This is a genomic window from Musicola keenii, from assembly GCF_014855505.1.
Taxonomy (GTDB): Bacteria; Pseudomonadota; Gammaproteobacteria; order Enterobacterales; family Enterobacteriaceae; genus Musicola; species Musicola paradisiaca.
Genome location: NZ_JAAWVW010000005.1, coordinates 42,024 through 62,735 on the forward strand (window position 1 = coordinate 42,024; position 20,712 = coordinate 62,735).

11 protein-coding genes and 2 pseudogenes are annotated in these 20,712 nt (G+C 48.0%); 4 read left to right on the top strand and 9 right to left on the bottom strand.

All coding sequences use genetic code 11. The features are described from left to right. Positions 1–32: 32 nt before the first annotated feature. Positions 33–1,106 (bottom strand): M4 family metallopeptidase, encoded by a 1,074-nt coding sequence (locus HEP82_RS06675; protein ID WP_192457374.1) that lies wholly within the window; start codon positions 1,104–1,106, stop codon positions 33–35. 153 nt (positions 1,107–1,259) lie between these two features. Continuing rightward, positions 1,260–2,657 (bottom strand): exodeoxyribonuclease VII large subunit, encoded by a 1,398-nt coding sequence (gene xseA / locus HEP82_RS06680; protein WP_192457375.1) that lies wholly within the window; start codon positions 2,655–2,657, stop codon positions 1,260–1,262. A gap of 172 nt (positions 2,658–2,829) precedes the next feature. Here xseA and guaB point away from each other — a divergent pair, with 172 nt between their 5' ends. The 3 genes and pseudogenes from guaB to HEP82_RS06695 all read left to right on the top strand — a co-directional run. Beyond that, positions 2,830–4,293 carry an IMP dehydrogenase gene (gene guaB, locus HEP82_RS06685; RefSeq protein WP_192457376.1) on the top strand — a complete coding sequence of 488 codons (1,464 nt, stop codon included), beginning with the start codon at positions 2,830–2,832 and terminating at the stop codon, positions 4,291–4,293. Between the two features lie 93 nt (positions 4,294–4,386). Further along, complete coding sequence (gene guaA, locus HEP82_RS06690) at positions 4,387–5,964, top strand: glutamine-hydrolyzing GMP synthase (RefSeq protein ID WP_192457377.1); 1,578 nt, start codon at positions 4,387–4,389, stop codon at positions 5,962–5,964. A gap of 241 nt (positions 5,965–6,205) precedes the next feature. Further along, positions 6,206–6,744: pseudogene (locus tag HEP82_RS06695) on the top strand (transposase); the annotation flags it as partial. 127 nt (positions 6,745–6,871) lie between these two features. Here the strand turns inward: HEP82_RS06695 and HEP82_RS06700 are convergent. The 7 genes from HEP82_RS06700 to HEP82_RS06730 are packed head-to-tail and all read right to left on the bottom strand — an operon-like array spanning position 6,872 to position 19,979. Then, positions 6,872–8,134, bottom strand: a complete 1,263-nt coding sequence (locus HEP82_RS06700) for an ATP-grasp domain-containing protein (RefSeq protein ID WP_192457379.1) — start codon at positions 8,132–8,134, stop codon at positions 6,872–6,874. Positions 8,135–8,149: 15 nt separating this feature from the next. Continuing rightward, on the bottom strand, positions 8,150–9,364 hold the full coding sequence (locus HEP82_RS06705; RefSeq protein ID WP_192457380.1) for an MFS transporter: 1,215 nt from the start codon (positions 9,362–9,364) through the stop codon (positions 8,150–8,152). A 12-nt stretch (positions 9,365–9,376) separates the two neighbouring features. Next, positions 9,377–10,660: an ATP phosphoribosyltransferase regulatory subunit gene (locus tag HEP82_RS06710; RefSeq protein ID WP_192457381.1), complete on the bottom strand. Its 1,284-nt coding sequence runs from the start codon at positions 10,658–10,660 to the stop codon at positions 9,377–9,379. Continuing rightward, a complete protein-coding gene (locus tag HEP82_RS06715; RefSeq protein ID WP_192457382.1) occupies positions 10,657–11,964 on the bottom strand; it encodes an ATP-grasp domain-containing protein in 1,308 nt (435 codons plus the stop codon). The genes HEP82_RS06710 and HEP82_RS06715 overlap by 4 nt, the downstream gene beginning before the upstream one ends. After that, on the bottom strand, positions 11,951–17,146 hold the full coding sequence (locus HEP82_RS06720; protein WP_192457383.1) for a non-ribosomal peptide synthetase: 5,196 nt from the start codon (positions 17,144–17,146) through the stop codon (positions 11,951–11,953). Before HEP82_RS06720 ends, HEP82_RS06715 begins: the two co-directional genes overlap by 14 nt. Next, complete coding sequence (locus HEP82_RS06725; protein WP_192457384.1) at positions 17,131–19,275, bottom strand: AMP-binding protein; 2,145 nt, start codon at positions 19,273–19,275, stop codon at positions 17,131–17,133. Before HEP82_RS06725 ends, HEP82_RS06720 begins: the two co-directional genes overlap by 16 nt. Before the next feature lie 20 nt (positions 19,276–19,295). Further along, positions 19,296–19,979, bottom strand: a complete 684-nt coding sequence (locus tag HEP82_RS06730) for a cupin domain-containing protein (RefSeq protein ID WP_192457385.1) — start codon at positions 19,977–19,979, stop codon at positions 19,296–19,298. A 476-nt stretch (positions 19,980–20,455) separates the two neighbouring features. Here HEP82_RS06730 and HEP82_RS06735 point away from each other — a divergent pair. After that, positions 20,456–20,678, top strand: a pseudogene (locus tag HEP82_RS06735) (transposase); the annotation flags it as partial. Positions 20,679–20,712 lie beyond the last annotated feature (34 nt).

Below are 20,712 nucleotides of genomic sequence, written 5' to 3' on the forward strand. Positions count from 1 at the left end.
GATTGGCTGGCGCACGTACCGACGAGCGGTGGTTACTGCTTTTCAAGTTTGTCGTAATAGTCGTGTTCGTTCAGGATACCGGTATCAACCCCGACTTGATGCCAAGCTTGCAATATGATATCAGCCACCACTTTGTTGAATAACTGCTCGGCGTGTTCGACGGTCAGCTTGGCGAAGATGGAAAAATCCGCATTGGCTGGCAGGTTGCTGTCGCACATGGCGGCATACCAGATTTGTCCCGCCTTTTCCCAAGAATGCCCGCCGAGCGCCATCGCCACCAGATAGAAAGCCCGGTTGGGAATACCGGCGTTAAGGTGTACGCCGCCGTTATCTTCACGGGTGTTGACGAAATCGCGCATGTGGGCGGGTTGTGGATCCGTACCGATCAGCAGGTCGTCATAGGCAGTTCCCGGGCGGGCCAATGAACGTAGCCCCTTGCCGTCAATATCCTCGGTAAACAAACCGGCGCCAATGATCCAGTCGGCCTGCTGCACGGTTTGTTTTAATTGGAACTGTTTGATCATCGAACCGAAAATATCAGACAGTGATTCATTCAACGCCCCTGACTGACGGGAGTAAATCAGACTGGTTTCATGGTCTATAAGCCCGTGTACCAGCTCATGACCGACGATATCCACAGCGATGGTAAAGCGATTGAAGATCTCGCCGTCGCCGTCACCAAACACCATCTGGCGCCCATCCCAGAATGCGTTTTGGTAGTTTTTGCCGTAATGAACGATTCCTTTTAATGCCAACCCTTTGTTATCCAATGAGTTTCGTCCAAATACTTGCCAAAAGAAGTCATAGGTAGCACCAAGATGGTTATAAGCCTCTTCGACGGCAATATCACCATTGCCGGATTGCCCTTCCGCACGGATTAATGTGCCGGTCGGCGGTTGCAGGCTCTGATTGCCGGCATTGAGGATGGTGCGCTGGGGTTTACCGCCCAAACGTTCTTCATGATCAGGATATGGCGTCGCTGGCTCGACCATCAGTGACTGAACGTGCATCAAAGTCCGCTGGGCGCAATAGCGCTGTTCGTCAGAACCATTGTTGATAATCCGGTGCAGTATGTAGGGCGGAATGATGCTACGGACAGACTTCATTCGTGATCTCCTTATGCATGACTAAGTATGGCTCGTAACAGATGATCGAGGGGTCTATTACTTTGCTTAGGTAGTAAGTATAGACAGAATAATTAGCGCTGTCCCTTATCAGGCCTTGCCTGTAGCCGGACTGTCACGATGTTCCGGCGTATTTCAGTCAGTCGTTTTTCGTGTTTTGGAACGGCGTTTTGGCGCAATGCTGGAGGATAACGCCTGCACGTCGGTTATCCGGCTTTCGACCCATCCATCCTGTAAGCGGGTTTTCAACGTATCGCCGAGACTGGCCTGTCGAGTTTGGGTCAAGACTTGGCCGTCAGCTGCTGTCGTTACGCTATAACCACGAGCCAGCGTTGCCAGCGGGCTTACCGCTTCCAGATGGGAACATAATTCGCCAAAGCGCTGTTTTTGCTGGCCTAATTGTTTTTCCAACAGAGATTGCAACCGATAACGAAGTTGTTGCAGTTGCTGGTGGGCGCGATGTAATCGCGGTTGTGGTTGTTGTTGCATCAGGCGCTGAAAGGCGCGTTCCTGACGGCGCTGCGCCTGGCGTAGCTGTTGTTGCACTGCTTCATCCAACCGTTGGCTCAGGCGGATTAGCTGTGTTTGCTGGCGAGCCAGACGCAACTGGGGGTGTTGCTGTTGCAGGCGGTGATGCAATCGGGAAAAACGCTGTTGGCAGTGGGCAAGGTAGTAATCCATCGCCATATCGAGCCGTTGGCGCTGAGTCTGCAGCCTGCTCCGCAATTCCGTCTGGTCGCGACTGACCAGTTCTGCAGCGGCGGACGGTGTTGGGGCGCGCAGATCGGCGACAAAATCGGCAATGGTGACGTCAACTTCGTGCCCGACAGCACTGACGATCGGGATGTTGCTGGCGAAGATGGCGCGGGCGACACGCTCGTCGTTAAAGCTCCATAGATCTTCCAGTGAACCGCCGCCACGGCCGACGATCAAAACGTCGCACTCCTGTCGTTGGTTGGCTAATTCAATGGCGCGGACAATCTGCAATGGCGCTTCAACCCCCTGTACTGCTGTGGGGTAAACCACCACTGGCAGCGAGGGATCGCGTCGCTGTAAAACATGCAAAATATCATGCAAGGCTGCGCCGCTGGCGGAGGTGATAACACCGATCCGGTACGCCGGTTTGGGTAACGGCTTTTTATGTTGTTGATCGAATAGCCCTTCGGCGGATAACCGTTGCTTCAAGTGTTCGAACTGCTGTTGCAGTAGGCCATCCCCCGCCGGATGCATACTGTCCGCCAGCAACTGATAATCCCCCCGGGGTTCGTAAAGTGTTACGCTGGCGCGGATTAACACCTGCTGACCATTCTGTGGTCGAAAAACCACCCGACGATTGCTAGTGCGGAACATGGCGCAGCGCACCTGAGCGCGTTCATCTTTCAGGGTGAAATACCAATGTCCAGAGGCTGGTTGAGATAAGTTGGATATTTCGCCGGAAAGCCAGATCAGGCCCATTTCGCTTTCCAGCAGCTGTTTTACCGTCTGATTCAGGCGGCTGACAGTAAAAATAGCGGACAAGGGAAGTTGAGACATTGTGAGCTAGATCAGAAATTTAAATGAAGGTTAATCTGCCAATACTACTAGTCGTAAAGAGGTTCGCAAGCATTTTTATAAAATAGTGCTGGAGGCAATCGATTTCGGCCTGTATAATGCCACGGCAATATTTTATCTAACCCCCAACCAAAATTTTGGTGAGATATTGCCCATGTTACGTATCGCTAAAGAAGCATTGACCTTCGACGACGTCCTTCTTGTTCCTGCCCATTCTACTGTTCTGCCTAATACTGCTGATCTGAGCACACAATTGACTCAGCGTATTCGCCTGAATATCCCTATGTTGTCCGCTGCTATGGATACAGTCACTGAGTCCGATCTGGCGATCGCGCTGGCTCAGGAAGGCGGTATTGGCTTCATCCACAAAAATATGCCCATCGAGCGCCAAGCGGAAGAAGTCAGCCGGGTGAAACGCCATGAAAGCGGTGTCGTGGTCGATCCCCAAACCGTCACGCCGGAAACGACGCTGCGTCAGGTCAGGGAACTGACTGAACGTAATGGTTTTGCCGGTTATCCGGTAGTGACTGAACACAATGAGCTGGTGGGGATTATCACCGGTCGTGATGTGCGTTTTGTTACCGATCTGGATCGCCCTGTCAGTGCCGTCATGACGCCGAAAGAGCGTCTGGTGACGGTAAAAGAAGGTGAGGCCCGTGAGGTGGTGCTGCAAAAAATGCATGAACGCCGCATCGAAAAAGCGTTGGTGGTCGACGGCCAGTTTCATTTGGTTGGCATGATCACCGTTAAAGATTTCCAGAAAGCCGAACGTAAGCCGAATGCTTGTAAAGACGAACATGGGCGTCTACGTGTAGGGGCGGCGGTGGGCGCCGGTGCGGGCAATGAAGAGCGTATCGACGCACTGGTGGCGGCCGGCGTCGATGTGTTGTTGATAGACTCTTCTCACGGCCATTCCGAAGGCGTGTTGCAGCGCATCCGTGAAACCCGCGCCAAATATCCGGATTTGCAAATCATCGGCGGTAACGTGGCGACTGGCGCTGGTGCACGCGCGTTGGCCGAAGCCGGCGTGAGTGCGGTGAAAGTCGGTATCGGCCCTGGCTCAATCTGTACGACCCGCATCGTAACCGGCGTGGGTGTACCGCAGATTACGGCGATTTCCGATGCGGTCGAAGCACTCGAAGGTACCGGAATTCCGGTGATCGCCGACGGCGGCATCCGTTTCTCCGGCGACATCGCCAAAGCCTTGGCGGCGGGAGCTTCCTGCGTCATGGTTGGCTCGATGTTAGCGGGTACCGAAGAATCTCCGGGGGAGATCGAACTGTATCAAGGGAGGGCGTTCAAGTCCTATCGCGGCATGGGGTCGCTGGGCGCGATGTCCAAAGGCTCGTCTGATCGTTACTTCCAGTCTGATAACGCGGCGGACAAACTGGTACCGGAAGGCATCGAAGGCCGCGTGGCTTATAAGGGTCGCCTGAAAGAGATCGTGCATCAGCAGATGGGCGGCTTGCGCTCCTGCATGGGCTTGACCGGTTGCCCGACCATCGAAGCGTTGCGCACCAAAGCGGAATTTGTTCGCATCAGCGGCGCGGGTATTCAGGAAAGCCACGTACACGACGTCACCATTACCAAAGAGTCGCCGAATTACCGCATGGGCTAAGGGTAACGGCAGGCTGATTTATGTCACCGAACCCGGTAAACTCGCCGGGTTCAATTTTTCTTTCGCTTCAATCCGTAGTGGAATACGCCTCTCATGACAGAAAACATTCATCAACACCGCATTCTTATTCTTGATTTCGGTTCGCAATACACGCAACTGGTAGCACGCCGGGTGCGTGAGCTGGGGGTGTACTGTGAACTGTGGGCGTGGGATGTGACCGAAGCGCAGATCCGCGAATTTAACCCGAACGGCATCATCCTTTCCGGCGGCCCGGAAAGCACTACCGAGTACAATAGTCCGCGTGCGCCGGAATATGTTTTCCAGGCCGGCGTGCCGGTACTGGGCGTATGTTACGGCATGCAGACCATGGCGATGCAACTGGGCGGTCAGGTTGAAGGTTCCAGTGAGCGTGAATTCGGTTATGCGCAGGTGGAAATCAAAACACCAAGCGCGCTGATTCGCGACATTCAGGATGAGGTCAGCGCTAGCGGCGTACCGCTGTTGGATGTGTGGATGAGCCACGGCGATAAAGTCACCGCTATTCCGGCTGATTTTGTTACCGTCGCCAGCACCGATACCTGCCCGTATGCCATCATGGCGAATGAAGAAAAGCGCTTCTACGGCGTACAGTTCCATCCGGAAGTCACCCATACCCGTCAGGGGCAGCGGATGTTAGAGCGTTTTGTCCGTGATATCTGCCAGTGTGAAGCGCTGTGGACCCCGGCCAAAATCATCGATGACGCGGTTGCCCGTATCCGTGAGCAGGTGGGTGCAGACAAAGTGATCCTGGGTCTGTCCGGCGGTGTTGATTCATCCGTCACCGCGTTATTGTTGCATCGTGCGATTGGCGATCGCCTGACTTGCGTGTTTGTCGATAACGGTCTGCTTCGCCTGAACGAAGCCGAGCAGGTGATGGATATGTTCGGCGATCAGTTCGGTCTGAACATTGTCCATGTCCCGGCGGAAGAGCGTTTCCTGTCGGCGCTGGCGGGTATCGACGACCCGGAAGCCAAACGTAAAACCATCGGTCGCGTCTTCGTTGAGGTATTTGATGAAGAGGCAGGCAAGCTGACCGATGTGAAATGGCTGGCACAAGGCACTATCTATCCGGATGTGATCGAGTCTGCCGCTTCCGCCACCGGCAAGGCGCATGTCATTAAATCGCACCACAACGTCGGCGGTTTGCCGGACGACATGGCGCTGGGGCTGGTTGAACCGCTGAAAGAGTTGTTCAAAGATGAAGTGCGCAAAATAGGTCTGGAACTGGGTCTGCCGTACAACATGCTGTACCGTCATCCGTTCCCGGGGCCGGGGCTTGGCGTGCGGGTGCTGGGCGAAGTGAAGAAAGAGTATTGCGACCTGTTGCGTCGCGCCGATGCCATCTTCATCGAAGAACTGCACAAGGCTGAGCTGTACGATAAAGTCAGCCAGGCGTTCACGGTGTTCCTGCCGGTACGCTCCGTTGGTGTGATGGGTGACGGTCGCAAATATGACTGGGTTGTCTCGCTGCGTGCGGTCGAAACCATCGACTTTATGACCGCGCACTGGGCACACCTGCCGTATGATTTCCTTGGCCGCGTCTCCAACCGCATCATCAACGAAGTCGACGGTATTTCCCGCGTGGTGTACGACGTATCGGGTAAGCCGCCGGCGACGATCGAGTGGGAATGATCCTGCGTCTGGCATAAACTGGCACTAACAGGCATAAAAACACATCTAAGCCCGCGTAATAGCGGGCTTTTTGTTGTCTATAGAAAACCCCATATAGACTGGGGGGCGTAAAGCGTCCAGTGTTGGGGCGGATATAAAAACCCTTTTTGGTTTGTCAAAAACACCTTGTGTAAGTATCCCGTTTAAACCGGACACTTCACCAGTAAGACATAGTCATAGAGCTATGTTTAAGGAGTGTCCTGTGCAAAGAATCGAAGTGATCACTGGCGAGCAAAAGCGCCGTCGTTATACTCCCGAAGAGAAAGCCCGTTTTGCTGCACTCGCCATGCAGCCCGGCTACACAGTCTCACTCGTTGCCTGGCAATATGGCACCACACCCAGTCTTCTTTTTAAGTGGAAACGGCTCATGAACGATGGTGGGAAGTCTGCGATCGCCGCTGGCGACGAGGTGGTCAGCGTCTCCGCGGTGAAAGCGCTGGAGAAAAAAGTCAAACAGCTTGAACAAATGCTGGGCCGCAAAACGATGGAAGCCGAAATCCTTCGGGACGCGCTTGAGATAGCCCAGGCTAAAAAGTTGATATCGCGCATGCCATTGCTGCCACCGGACGATACACCCTCATCCGAATAGCCGAAGTGCTCTGCGTATCGCGTTCGAATCTTTATGAACGGCTGCTGAAAAAACGCCAGCACCGATCAGCACGTTACAGCAAAGATGATGATGCCCGACTGTTACCGCTTATCCGCCAGATATGCAGCGAGCGGGCGACAAACGGCTACCGGTGTGGGGTCAGTCCACTTTGATGATGCTCAAGCTGGAACTCTATAGTGTATTTTTTCTATCTATTGAAACGTAACCCCCTATTCGTTGAATGTCCAACTTTCGGGGGGGGCTTCAGGCGTGCGGGATTTATCTCGTTCCTAAGGCTTCATTGAGCAAAGTGAAAGGTTGATAGCCGTTTTGTAAGTAGGAGTAATCGTCGGTTAGCTGCTGAACATCTTCACACCATAGAACTACACCTAATACCCGGTCGGACGAGCTGGTAGGGGCACTCAGCTCAGCTCCGGCGGCATGGCGCCAGAACAATTCATGCTCAACGCTCAAATCAGGAACGGAGCACTGCTCAATTACTCCGGGGCGGGGAGGGAAAAACAGCCATGCGGCATACTGCTGAAACTGACTGCTCAACTGGGGAGGCACTTCACCCAGTTGAGCCATAAAGTGCAGTTCCTCAATATTAATCCCGTAGGCTTTTTCCAACATTTTAGGAATAAATGCACCAGCAGAACGGGCCGCTATTTCAAGAAAAACCAGCTGACCATCGGTACGTTTAAATATTTCATGATGAAATGCGCCATCCGGTAACGGTGTCAAAGAATTCAGAACGTCGCGATTAAACTGCTCGAGTGCAGCATAATCAGCCATATCCTCAGACATCAGCGTGCTGCCCATTGATAATCCCAACAGAGCTTCTGCATTAGGTCGGTTATAACGTGAGACGAACGTTAATAGCACCTCTCCTTGGCTTATAAGGGTATCGACATGGAAAAGCTCTCCCTCAATAAACTCATCAATTTCGTAGTTATCATATTCAGCGTGCTCACTGCACCACTTCATCAGTTCACTACGGGAATGAATTTTCCGTGCATCTTCACTCCCAGCAGAATCGATCTGTTTTGTAAACAACGGGTAGGTAAGTTTTTCTTCAACAAAATTTAGCCAACTTTCTGCGCCACGTTTATAGGCACCAGGATCAAACGCCACATGGCCGGGGATTGAAATACCAGCCAGAGAAACCCTGTTCTTCATAACCAGCTTGTTTATAAAGGGTAATATATCTGCGGGTTTTGTGCCCCTAACACCGTTTATCTCACGCAGTTGGGCAGCAATATCCAGGCTGTGTTCATCCTTAGCGATAAAGACCAAATCAGAGCAAGTAATCTTCTGCTTACTCGCTATATCCGCGACAGCCAGCTGACAGCCAGGAGGCGTAAATTCAGCAACCCCGACCACAGACGAAAACACTGGCAGATAATCTTTGGGTATTGCCGCAATATTTTCCTGTGGCACCAGCAGATGAAAAGCATATTTTTCACCGAGCGACTCCGAAAGCCTTAGCCAGTTTGCGTGGAAACCAGGAGCAGCCTGCACTACGATAACATTCACTTTCATCTTCACATCCAGTCCTTAAGAGAGTTGACGAACAGGAGAACACCAAATGGCCAGCGCCACTCCAATCTGCACCAGTGCACAGATCAGAAAAATTGTCGCAGTACCTGTCAGGTTGACAATATATCCCGATAAAACAAGGCTAACCGGCATCCCGACCTTAGAAATCATGCCGGTAATTCCGGTGATCCTTCCCATCACATTTTTTTCGAATGCTTCCTGGCGGTAAGTCCACACGCAGATACTTGTCATAATACCAATTGTGCTGGTCCAGAATAGCGACAAAGCCAACGAGAGAGTTGTGGGGAATATAGCTACTGTAATAAAGCCCAGCGCCTCAAGAGCAATGGTGTAAATAAATAACCGTCCCAAGCCAATTTTGAGTCTTAGTTTATCTGAGAGCACAGATCCAACCACTCCCCCCAGCCCAGTAAGTGCAAATAAATAACCAACATAAGAGTCAGAGAGCGTCAGGGTATCTTTGGCGAAGAATATAATTTGTAAGGTAAAAACTGAGCCTGTGGCGTTAAGGAACATAATGGCCAGCGAAATTAGCCACATTGGACGATTTTCTCGCAAAATTTTCCAGCCAGATGCCAGTGACGTCAGAATAGGCGGATGGTGAGTATCAATCACCTCGTGATAATCCAGCCGCAGTAAAACTAAAGCGGAAAAAATAATTAAGGCAATAACAACTAGAAAAGAGTTCTGTATTGAGGAGAACAGGAATATTCCTCCAGCCATAACTGGCCCGACAGCATCGAAAAAGCTGTATAACCCCCCCATTCTGGCAGTGGCTATATTGAGCTGATATAACGGAATAACCTGTTTGATCATAGTGATACGGGCATTATTATAAGCATTGTCTAACGCCATCATCAGAAAAGCGCAAGGAATTAACAGCCACAGAGGATTGTGCAGATAACTCACCGAGAGCCAGGTTATCGCCAGAATAAACACTTGGCCCAGCAACATAACTAACGACCAATTTTTCTTATTAAAACGATCGACAACAACCCCTATAATTGCTGCCAGAAAAATATGCGGAATAAATTCTATTGCTCTCACCCATCCCATAACTTCCGTAGAGCGGGTTAATTCATACACCAGCAGAGGTAAGGCTAGTGCATAGATCTTCACGCCCATATTTACAAAAAACGCCGTACCATACAGGGTAATAAAAGAGCGGTTAGCCCAGATATTTTTGTTTTCTAAACCGATATCATTCTGCATAAAACTACCTTGTTATTGAGACAGCGCGTTAATTTTTAAGTAATCCAATAAACCAGAATAATCAATTGTCTGTAGACTATCATCATGGTGGCTGAATACTTTCGCTGTCCCTCGCTCTAGGTCATGACGACTAATAAATACCAGGCAAGGAATGGAAAGTCGCGCTCTCTCTTGGTAATGGAATCTAGCGTTTGAGAAAGTCACATCGTAGACTCTGATGTTGTTGTCACGCAGCATTTGCAGAAATTCATCTGTCTGCCCCTGGCTTATAAGCTCACTGTCCAGGCATAGCATTACATCCGCAGCAGATATTTCCTGTTCATCAGCAGACACTTTTTTCAGCCGATGAGGAACAATGACGGATGAATAAAGCGCGGTATTTTCCTCCATAAAGCCACTGGCATATTGATGGTAAACACCGCCATCGCCGAAGCGAACTGTTCTACTGGCATCCAGAATTTCATACATCAATCCATCGTGAAATTCGAATGCGTGAAAATTGAACAAATCGGCGTAAACAAAAAACTCCGCTGCTGTCTGAAAATAGTCCGTTAAAATAAAGATTTCATCGAGAAGATGAACCTGTTCAGAGAATAACTCACTGATTTTACAACGTACAAGTTGATAATCAGCAGAAGATAAAAGGTTGCCGGATAAAAGGGTCAACAACCGTAATGAGCGCTCATCAGTCAACTGCCCGGTAAGATAATCTAACGCTTCGTTACCTGATAAACGGGCAAGATTTTTGAAGATCTCCGCGCTTTCCCTTTTTTTATCCGGTGCCGCAATGATTAACGCCTTCCAAAAGCGGATATTGTTAATACCGATACATGCTTTGGCCTTACCCGCAAGTAGCTCACGAGAAATAGATAGCATCCTTTTGCAAGCATGGACATCCGACGGATGGAAACGGGCTGATTTCGGATGAACTTCTGTCACCCCGAGAAAGTGGAAGTGTCTTAATGGCTGACGGGAATAGCGGAAAATATCACAAAAGAAGCTATATCTGCCGTGCATTTTTTTATCTGTTGCATACATACGGAGCATCGACGGAGTCGAGTCCGCATTTAGGGCCAGAGAGCGCTGTTTTTGATCGTTAAACTGATAAATTCTCTGGCTAGAGGCGTTATTCTCCCAAGTGAATGTTTCCTCAAATCCTACCGGTGAAAGTGCGACAGGCAGAAAACCATAGCGGCTACTGATAGCATGCCACTCTTGTTGAAGCTTCAGGAAAAAACTCCATTCATTTTTACCCCGGTCGCTCATTCCTCTGGGTAAATTAAACCGTTTGCTCATACCACGGCCTTTGTTGATATTATTTTAATGGACTCTGCAACTTGGTTTGAGAATACATCCAGATCGTTCTCATCGTCTGAGACCGTAATGAAATAGCCAAGTCGGCTTTTTGAGTCGCTCACTTCCGGAGTCATTTCCATTCCCCGCGGCTTGTCGATTACCACTTCAACCAACGTATTCTTATCGCTGGAAACAAAAGGAGCTGACGGTGCGGAGCGCCACTGATTATCCCGCAGGAATAGTACCTGCTGTTCAGCGTTTTCAACTTTAACATCGCTGAGTGTACCGGATTCAGGGCTGATAAATACCTGCTTGGCATAGCGCTGATAAGTAATATCTGAACTGAAATTTTCGTTCAGTGCGATAGAAACAGCCATGTCTTCAAACGAAACGCCCGTCGCCAACTGAAAAAGATATAAAATCATATCTCCAGGACCTCTGGCGGCAATCTCCATCAGCCATATACGATTATGCTGATCAATTTTAAATTCAGCATGAGTAATACCTGACAAAAATGATAGTCGCTCAATAATCCACTGATTAGTTTCCCGCAGTGAAACGTGCATTTGCTCAGACAGTGACCGTGCCGGAATGGTATGGCTCATCTCGACAAAATTATCGCTACTCTGACAGTTAGTTGTTTTTTCGGTGATGTTTGTTACTATCACTTTCCCGTCAACAATAGCAGATTCAACCGAATATTCCGGTCCCTGAATAAAGGATTCCAATAATAAGCACTCGTCATCCTGATACTGATCGAGAACCGCGCTCAAATCATCATTACTGCGTATAAGATGAACACCTGAACTGCCACTGCGCCCCGTGGGTTTTATGACAAAAGGATACGCAACAGGTACCTCATTTTGCAGCTTCGGTTTACTGCTGGAGGTAAATGCCGGGCTGACTTCAGGGAGGAAATATCGTTGTAATAACTTATCGCGGCAAATCAGTGCCGCTTTAATGCCGGAACCAGGTAAAGAATAGCGCTCACAAATGAAAGCAATTGGCGCAACAAAATCCTCAATCATTGAGATAGCAGCGCTGATGGTATATTTCTCACTCCACTTCTGCACTATATGCAAAATTGACGGGAGGTCATGGGGGCTTGCTGCATGATATTCTGAAATATCAGCAAAAAAAGAGTCGATTATGCTACTATAACTATTTATTAACCGAGTGGTATTTTGATTATCATCATCCAGGCTGAGTATTTTGAAACCACGATTTTTTAGCGACGATATCCATTGAGGGTATTTAAATGAAAATATACCACCAGCTAGGATGACTGCCTTATCCTTTGACATTTCTTTTCTCCTTTAAAGATTGCATTGCCAGAAATGCGTCTATTTCTTCTGCCAGCAAACCAATATTCATATCACTCATTAGGCTGTAATGGTCGCAATCAATACTGAGTTCTTTAGTAATATTCGATAGAAAAGCGTCCCAGCCCCAGAACTTTCGCACATAATTGCTAATTGGCAAATAATGCGGCTGGTCTTTCTTTTTTGCCGTGACATAGAAAACCGGAAAGCTTGCGGGTTGTGCATTGTGCAGTGAGAGTATTCTTTGGTTGAATTTAAAAATCTGAAAACGGTTAAGTAACAGCGGCGTCCATTCTAGTTGTGCTTCACTGATGCTATCAAGGCCGAGATCGTGGATAAACCACGCCTTAAGCTCATGTTCGGTCAGTGATTGCAAATAGCCTGGCAGCGGCGAGTCCAGCATGGTGAGGGAAACATTCAGCCCCTGACTCTGTAAATAATTTGCCATGTGTTGGCCAATCACACCTCCCATCGACCAACCGACCACATTGATATGTTGAAAGCTATGCCCACTGAGCAGTGTTGTTGCTAAGTCTTCGGCAATATCGGCCAGACTGTGACCATTTACGCTGTAGTCCCTGTCATAATCGGCTTCGGTTAAAATGATGGTGTCATCGGTATACAGTCGGTCGATCAACTCACGGTAACAAAGACTTGACCCGCCGATAGGGTAGATAAAGACACATGCTGAATCGGGGCGACCTTCTTTGACAACCATTACATTATTTTGCGGCAGCCGATTACCGTCGATAAAACGACTCAGTTGGCTGATACTGGCCAACTGATAAAAGGTTCCCAGCTCTATTTTTATACCAATACGTTGCCTGATTTCACTGAGCACTCTTAAGGCATTAAAAGAATTGCCGCCAAGCTCGAAAAAATGTAAATCCGTATCAGGATCCTCAATTCCCAATATCTTCTGCCAAATCTCTGCCAGCATCCGGGCAGTGGGGCCAGAGATATCTGTCGAGACAGGCTCGCGGCTTCGCCACGGATGAGCCGTGGTGAGTGACTTTCTGTCAACTTTCCCATTGACCGTTAAAGCCACTTGCTCCATCAGATACCAAGCGGATGGCTGCATGTATTCAGGTAACTTTTCAGCTAACTGCCGACGAACATCAGCCAAATCAGCCGTGGCTTCTACCATCACCCATGCGGCTATAGCTATATCGGCGAAGTCGCTTCCTGTAGTATTAACAACCGCCCGGATGATGCCCCTGCAAGACTCCAGTGCCGACTCGATATCACCCAGCTCAATGCGATAACCTCGTATTTTTACCTGATTATCTTCTCGGCCAAGAAATTCAATCAGCCCATCCCTACAGTAACGCCCTTTATCGCCCGTTTTATACAGTCTTTCTCCACTAACTGGATGGAGAATAAAAGCAAGCTGAGTTTTTTCGTCATTATTAAAGTACCCTTTCGCCAGACCTTCCCCACCAATAAAGATATCGCCCTGAATAAAGGGCAAGCAGTCATGAAGTTCATCATCCAGCACATATAATTGTTGATTGGCCAATGCGTTGCCGTAAGGAACGCTTTGCCAATGTTCCAGCCGTGTATTGATGGGGTAATACACAGACCAGATTGCCGCTTCCGTGGCACCGCCTAAACTGACCAGTTGCAGGGGATGCTGGCTCTCTAAAACGTGCTGGACCAGACTCAGCGGAATCCAGTCACCACTTAGCATCACCAGTCTCAGGCTAGCAGGAATGGTTAAATTTTCCCGCCGGATATACTCCAGCAGCATCTGGAATAATGCCGGAGAAGAGTTCCAGATGGATACCTGATTATTCAGCACATCCTGATACCATACCGCAGGATCATTGCCCGTGCCTCCGTCAGGAAGGCATAACGAAGCGCCAGCGAAGAAAGTGCCAAAAATATCGTAGACCGACAGGTCAAAACTCAGCGCAGAGACACCATAAATCACGTCCTGCCTAGTTACATTAAATTTCCGGTTAATGTCGAGACAGGTATTCACTGCTGCCCGGTGGGAAACCTCAACGCCTTTGGGGATTCCAGTCGAACCTGAAGTAAAGATTATATAGGCCGACAGTTCACTGTCTCCCGGCTCGGGCAGCAATACAGGCGATTCTCTGGTACGCAAAGACTGTGTTAACTCATCAACCATCACTATTTTCAGCGAAGGAAAATTGTCCCGCATAGCGAGATAGGCATCCCGACAGACCAACATCACTTCACACTGTGCCGTGTCGATAATCGTCCGGACACGTGCCAGTGGCTGTCCCGTTGCAAGCGGTAAATAGGGCTGATGATTCAGTTGAACAGCCAGAACCGCCACAATCTGCTGCCAGCTTTTTTCCATATACACCGCGACAGGTTTGGTTGAAAGGCAGCCAGTCGCAGCCAGAGTCTCTTTGATCTGAAATGCATAGCTCAGCATTTGCTGATAAGTAATTTTATCAACCCCGCAGCGTAGGGCGACTTTGTCCGGCGCTGCCTGAGCATTATCTATCAAGCCCTGCGTCAGCAGTCCATCTGCAGTTTCACAGGCAGTGTCGCGCGCCGCCGACAGTGCTGTGCGGAATGTGTTTGAAGGAGGAGGCGTTAAAATGCTGTGCCAGTTTGTTGTTTCGGCCAGTAGCGCAGACAGTAACTTGCTGTAGGCGTGAAACATCTCATCCATTAACCCCGGATAGAACTTATCGCGGCGATAGTCCCAATGCACAATGAGATTATTTTCATGATCTTCGAATACCTGATTATCCAGCCAGACCTGAGGGGTTTCTAAATAGGAGTAGCGGGTGGTTTTGCCATACCAATGGAAAGGCCCGCTGGCTGTATCTTGAGCGTTTACTACAGTATCCAGTCCGCTGGCGAAAACAAAGGGGATAGCGGGTTGATTGCCAGTGCTGGGGATCGTGGCAAGCTGCAATGCCTCTACGCCGCTAATTGCGGCATATTCCAGTTTCTCCCAGAGATCGTCCTGAAGCCGCCGGCTGAAATCATCGAAATGCATTGCTTTAGTGCAGTCAACGTCTATTAGCAGAGTGGTACTAAAATTACCCACCGTTTCACTAAAACGGTTATCTTCCAGCGGACGTTCAGAGAGCATAAAACAGAGAGAAAAGCGGTTTATTTTGGACCACAGCGAAAGGGTGTAGCTATAAACAGCAGCCAGTGCCACTGCAGGACTGATACCCGCCTTCCTCGCAGACTGCTTTAATTTTGCGTAGTCTTCCGCTGCTATCGTCAGTTTTTTTCTCACAAATGCCGTGTTTTGCCACGCCCCCCCCTGGATCAGAGGAAGTGCAGGCGGCGGTGGTAATTCCCGTCCTTGCCACCAAGCTTTGCTAAGCTGCCAACCAGGCGCTGTTTTTTTTTGATTAAAGTAGTCCAGATAATCCTGCCAGGCGTTATCCGCTCTGCTCACTTCACGCGGATTGGCGTAGTAAAATGACAGGTCACGAAAGATGATATTCAGGCTGATAGCATCAACGGCGATCAGATCGATAAATACAGCCACTTTGTAGCGCCGAGTCGTCAATCTAGTGACCAAAACCCGTAGCCGGACTGGCTCTTCACGCGACAGGCGAAGGGATTTCAACTGTTGCCGGTCAGCGCGTAACTGCTGGCGAATATTTTTCACTCTTTCAACGTCAGTAAATTTTACCACCTGATTGATATCAAAATCCTGACATACACAAGGCACGGAATCCTGATAACAGGTACGTAACGCAGCATGCTTGCGGATCACCTTAGACCAAGCTTGAAGGTAATTATTAACGTTCAGTTCAGAGAAATTCTGTTCAGCATAAATATGTGCTACCGCATTGCCATCCGGAAAAATATCACTCTCACCAAGAATATAAGCTTGCTGAATGTCAGTCAGTTTTTTATATTCCGTCGCTTGCGGTCTGATGTCACCTTTAGGACTCGTTTCTGCACGGATGGTTTCAATAAGTAACGAGAGGATATTCTCTAGGCTACCGGTGAAAATATCTTTTATAGCTATGCGGATATTAAAGTGGCTTTCAATTTTTTTCTTTATCGACAAAATCGTCAGTGAATCAATGCCATTATCCTGCAGCGTATTTTCGGCAAGTACGACCTCGGGCAGTCGCAATGCACTCTCGACAACAATATCGTTTAGCACTTGCCGGACTTCTGACGTTTTGCTGTCAGTCTTATCACTCAGCCAACGAATATTTTTGACACCTGGCTTCTCTTTTACGCCAAAGATCGCCTGAAGATCGGTGTTGAAACGTTGATTGCGGATCAGGGTCGGAATTAAACGTAAGTCTGATCTGCCGCTGGCAGCCTCGACATACTTTAACAGTGTCGGATGAGGGCTGATCTCAATATAGTCGGTATAATCATCCGCGAGCGCCTCTGCCAGCGCAGCCGAAAAGCGAACTGGAAACATTTCGCTCTCAGCCCAATATTCTGGCGTAAGCTGATTGCCGTCGATGGCATAACCATAGCGAGTCGAATAATAAGTTTTGCTGCCTTTTCCTGGTACAATGCCTTTGAGATCGTCGATCAACGCATCTCTGATTTCTGCAACATACGGAGAGTGTGAAGCATGATTGACCGCGAGGATCTTATGAAAAATATTGTTGCTTTCCAGCCTTTTCACCAGGACATCAAGGCTCTGTTTTTTACCTGAAACCACATGGGATTGCTGGCTGTTGTATACCGAAATATATAAATTTTCATAGGGGGCAATCAAATCTACCACCTGTTCCAGAGGCAAGTTGATCGCCATCATGCTGCCATCGCTCTGCGAGGCAATCGTCTTTATCTTCTCGACCCGGGCATACACAATTTTTAAGGCGTCTTTCAGGCTAAGATAACCGCCATAGCAGGCTGCGGTAATTTCCCCCAAGCTGTGCCCAATCACGGCGTCAGCCCGTACCCCCAGGCTGTTCCACATGCGTGCAAGCGAGTATTGTATGCAAAATAAAACCGGCTGAATTCGAGTTATATCATCATATATCTCCGGGGTTCCTCTGGCACTTGCAAGTAAATCAAGTACCGATAAACCGGAAATACTCTGGTATATTTCATCGCACTCAGCCATCTGTTTTCTGAATGTATTATTATTTTCTAATAAATCGTCACACATTCCGGGCCATTGATTCCCCTGACCAGGGAAAATAAAACAGATACTTTTTTTTTGCATTATTTCACGGCCCATAACACACCACCTAAGTCATGTTCACCCGAACGGAGTTGTGAATAACCCCACTCTCGGAACCCGGCGGTGATAAACATTTGTAACCATTCTTCGCGCTGTAAAAAACCGGATACATTCCACCAACCATCAAAAAGGCCAAATAATCCATTTAACGCCCAAGGCGTTCCGGCGTTATTTGTTGTATTATTACCTTCCCCCAGTACCAGTGTGCCACCGTGCTTCAGCATCTGATAAAAGTGACAGAGCGTTGCCTGTTTATCCGATGCACAATGAATAGCATTGACTGAAAATATTGTGTCAAGATCGCGCCAGTTGCCCGGTTGATTAAAATCGTAGAATTCACAGTGGCCGCGTACGGAAATTTTGCTCAAAATCTGAGTGTTACAGTCGGTTCTGATATAGTCGGAATTTATCGCATCCGCGATCAACCTAGTCGTATTACCCACCCCGGCCCCCGCTTCCAAAACCTGTCCCTCCAGCAACCGATTGGCGATCAAGAAATCAGCGGTCATTCGGGCATAGGCATCCATCGGCCACTCGCACATCAGGCGGGTCCATAAGCCCTTTTCTTTACGGACAATGTCTTCCCCTGCTAGCTCGCCCTGCACCAGCGAATTAATATTATCCACCAGCATCTTTAGCAATTGCATTGCTGGTGCCGCTTCCACCAGCGAGTTGTTAGTATTTCTGCCGTCGATAGCGGCTCTGTGAGCAACTAGGCGCTGGGCTTCCCGAAGTATATAGCCAGCCGGACTATCTACTGTGACAGGTTGGCCACTAATTTGGCTGATGATATTATCCGCATAGTCGGCAGCGAGTGACAGCAGGGAAGCATATTTGATGTCATTCTCGGTAACACTAAACAGCTTAGCCCCCATCTCCCTCCTTCTTGGCTTACCTGTTGAGGTGGTTTTTAACGGGGCATAGGCGACAGCTGAAGGTATATAAGGTTTGAGCTTACGCAGCATAGAGAGATCACTTATCCCTCCTTGCTCAATACATAAACCAATATCTTCTCCCAATTTTTCATTCGCAATTTGCACGGCGGCAAAGGGTTTTTTCAGGCCGATGTTTTCCCAATGCTTCTCAATATCCACCGGGTAAAGAGTTTCTCCTCCACGGTTAATAATTTCCTTAACACGCCCTTTCAGTACCAGTAATCCATCCCGCATCTCACCAACATCACCGGTTTTCAACCAGCCATCAGCGGTCAATGTTTCGCGGGTTTTTTCCTCGTTTTTCAAGTAACCATTCATGATGGTTTCACCACCAATCACCACCTCTCCGCTATCAAGGATTCGGTATTGCTGGCCTGGAAGAATTTGGCCGACTGGGGGGTAATTATCTATATACAGTCTGACAAAATCTTCATCACTGAGCTTAGGCATTAAAAAGCTAAAATTAACCGCTTCAGATAACCCGTAACCTTGTCTGATGCGTGGCCCATACTTCTGGTAAAAGCGTTTGGCCAGGCTCTGACTCAAAGGTGCTGCTGCGGTGATCAGATACTCCAAGCAATCCGGCCATTCAGGGTTGCATTCGACCAGCTCTTCCAACAGTGCGGGAACAATGGTTGCGGTACGAATTCGATGTTTCCTGATATTTGCAAAATAGTCATATGCATCAAAACGATGCTGTATCAGCAACCTCGTACCAGCAAGATGGCTGCCAATCAGAGACATCATTAGCGCATTACAGTGAAAAAGCGGCAAACAGGTGGCATGTCCATCTTTAAAATTATGGATATCAGAAAGCACCCGGGCATTTTGTTCGATTGCTGGCTTTTGCAGAACAATGCCTTTCGGATCTCCCGTTGAGCCCGAGGTGTACATAATAAACGCCGCTTTATTATCCAGTGGATTGCTGTAGGCATTATTTAACCTATTCAACCCCTGCTTATTATATAAAAAAGTGGCTTCGCTATGATCAGCATAAAAGCTAATCTGCTTTGCAGTTGCGCTAGGACTTACAGGGACAGATACAATTCCTGATGTATAAGCATGGATCAATACTCTGGCCAGCATTATTCCGTTTGGTAGTGAAACTAAAATTCTCTCACCAGAAGGTATTTGCTCAAGAACCGAGAGTTCAATATTCTCAATACTTTTTTCAGAAGTTATTAAATCCATGTTTATTCCCTTAAAAATTATTATGCGCCCTGATTCATCATATAGGTTCCATTAAACATTGGGTGCGATGTTTCCTGAGCACCAGTCGAAGAATATATATGCAGAGGGATGACCACTAGCGGTTCACCATAAGGCGTTTCAAAATGATGTGGGCACATAGGCTCGAGGATACACACCATTCCGGGAAGTAAATCTTGCTCAACGCTTTTACCTTCCATTCCGACAATGCTTTTTCCTTTACCACTTAAGACATAAACTACGCGCACCGTAGAATGGATATGATGAGCCTGCTCTGCACTATTCGCGGGAATTTTAAGCAGTTGCAGTGTGGGGTCGCCAACGCGCGGAGGAAAGAAAATTTGTTTGGTCGAGCAGCCATTAACATAAGGAAGTAGTGTTGTACCTTCCAGTGAGGCAGTCACTTCGCTCGGCATGTAGCCGCGAATAATTGTTGCACAATGTTTAGAGCTGACCTGACAAGGGCCACGTTTCAGGGAAGCGTTTTTATTGCAGTCACTGATAAAATAGACGCAATCCCCACGCTCTACATTAATTTCATATTCACCTATGTAGGTTTCAAAATAATAGGCCTGAGAAGCAGGGGCTTCGTACTTATATCTATCGCCTGATTGATAATAGCGTACGCCATAAAGCTCTTGAATTTCTTTTTTTTCTGAAGACTCTTTGTATTCATGTAGATGCATATTCCTCTCCTTATGATGATACAACTAAAATTCACTATTAATTGTTCAGACGTAATCCTTTAAATACTGCAACGAGACCTTCCGCATAGTGAAGGCATGCCTCACGCCCCAAAAACATTAGTTAAATTAACATAACATACTGAATAAACACTCTCAATAGGTTAATTTAACTTATGGGTAACAAACTTACCTCATCTATTAAAAGAATGTAAAACTATAAAAAAAATTATTTTCAGATAAAAAACCTATTTTAAATTTTAAAAAAGAATAATATTTTAAATTTATTGGGTTGATAGTGAATGTCAAATATAATTATCATATCTCTATTAAAAATTTCGTTTTTTTGTTATGAATTGACGAAAGGTTGTGTTTAGTTTTTTTTATATGTTCGATTTTTGTAAACATCCCACTAAACCGAACCATTCATTTTTAGAGATCTTCCGACATACTGATTATGTCCCTTTGAGGAGATCGCCATGCGCAAAGTCCGATTCACTGAGTACCAGATTATTGCCGTTCTCAAGTCCGTGGAAGTTGGGCGTGTCGTTCAGGATGTCTGCCGTGAAGCCGGGATTTCTGAAGCCAGCTTTACAACTGGAAAGCGACGTTTGGCGGTATGGAAGTCTCTGATATCAAAAAGTCGAAAGATCTGGATGAAAAAATCGGATTATAAAACAGACAGTTGGCGATCTCAGTTTGGCGTGCCGGGCACATCAGCGATATTATCGAAATG

Bases quoted from the DNA above. Each gene is read 5' to 3' on its own strand.
- HEP82_RS06720 (WP_192457383.1), bottom strand. From the start codon at position 17,146: ATGGGCCGTGAAATAATGCAAAAAAAAAGTATCTGTTTTATTTTCCCT.
- xseA (WP_192457375.1), bottom strand. From the start codon at position 2,657: ATGTCTCAACTTCCCTTGTCCGCTATTTTTACTGTCAGCCGCCTGAAT.
- HEP82_RS06675 (WP_192457374.1), bottom strand. From the start codon at position 1,106: ATGAAGTCTGTCCGTAGCATCATTCCGCCCTACATACTGCACCGGATT.
- HEP82_RS06730 (WP_192457385.1), bottom strand. From the start codon at position 19,979: ATGCATCTACATGAATACAAAGAGTCTTCAGAAAAAAAAGAAATTCAA.
- guaA (WP_192457377.1), top strand. From the start codon at position 4,387: ATGACAGAAAACATTCATCAACACCGCATTCTTATTCTTGATTTCGGT.
- HEP82_RS06725 (WP_192457384.1), bottom strand. From the start codon at position 19,275: ATGGATTTAATAACTTCTGAAAAAAGTATTGAGAATATTGAACTCTCG.
- HEP82_RS06715 (WP_192457382.1), bottom strand. From the start codon at position 11,964: ATGTCAAAGGATAAGGCAGTCATCCTAGCTGGTGGTATATTTTCATTT.
- HEP82_RS06700 (WP_192457379.1), bottom strand. From the start codon at position 8,134: ATGAAAGTGAATGTTATCGTAGTGCAGGCTGCTCCTGGTTTCCACGCA.
- HEP82_RS06710 (WP_192457381.1), bottom strand. From the start codon at position 10,660: ATGAGCAAACGGTTTAATTTACCCAGAGGAATGAGCGACCGGGGTAAA.
- guaB (WP_192457376.1), top strand. From the start codon at position 2,830: ATGTTACGTATCGCTAAAGAAGCATTGACCTTCGACGACGTCCTTCTT.
- HEP82_RS06705 (WP_192457380.1), bottom strand. From the start codon at position 9,364: ATGCAGAATGATATCGGTTTAGAAAACAAAAATATCTGGGCTAACCGC.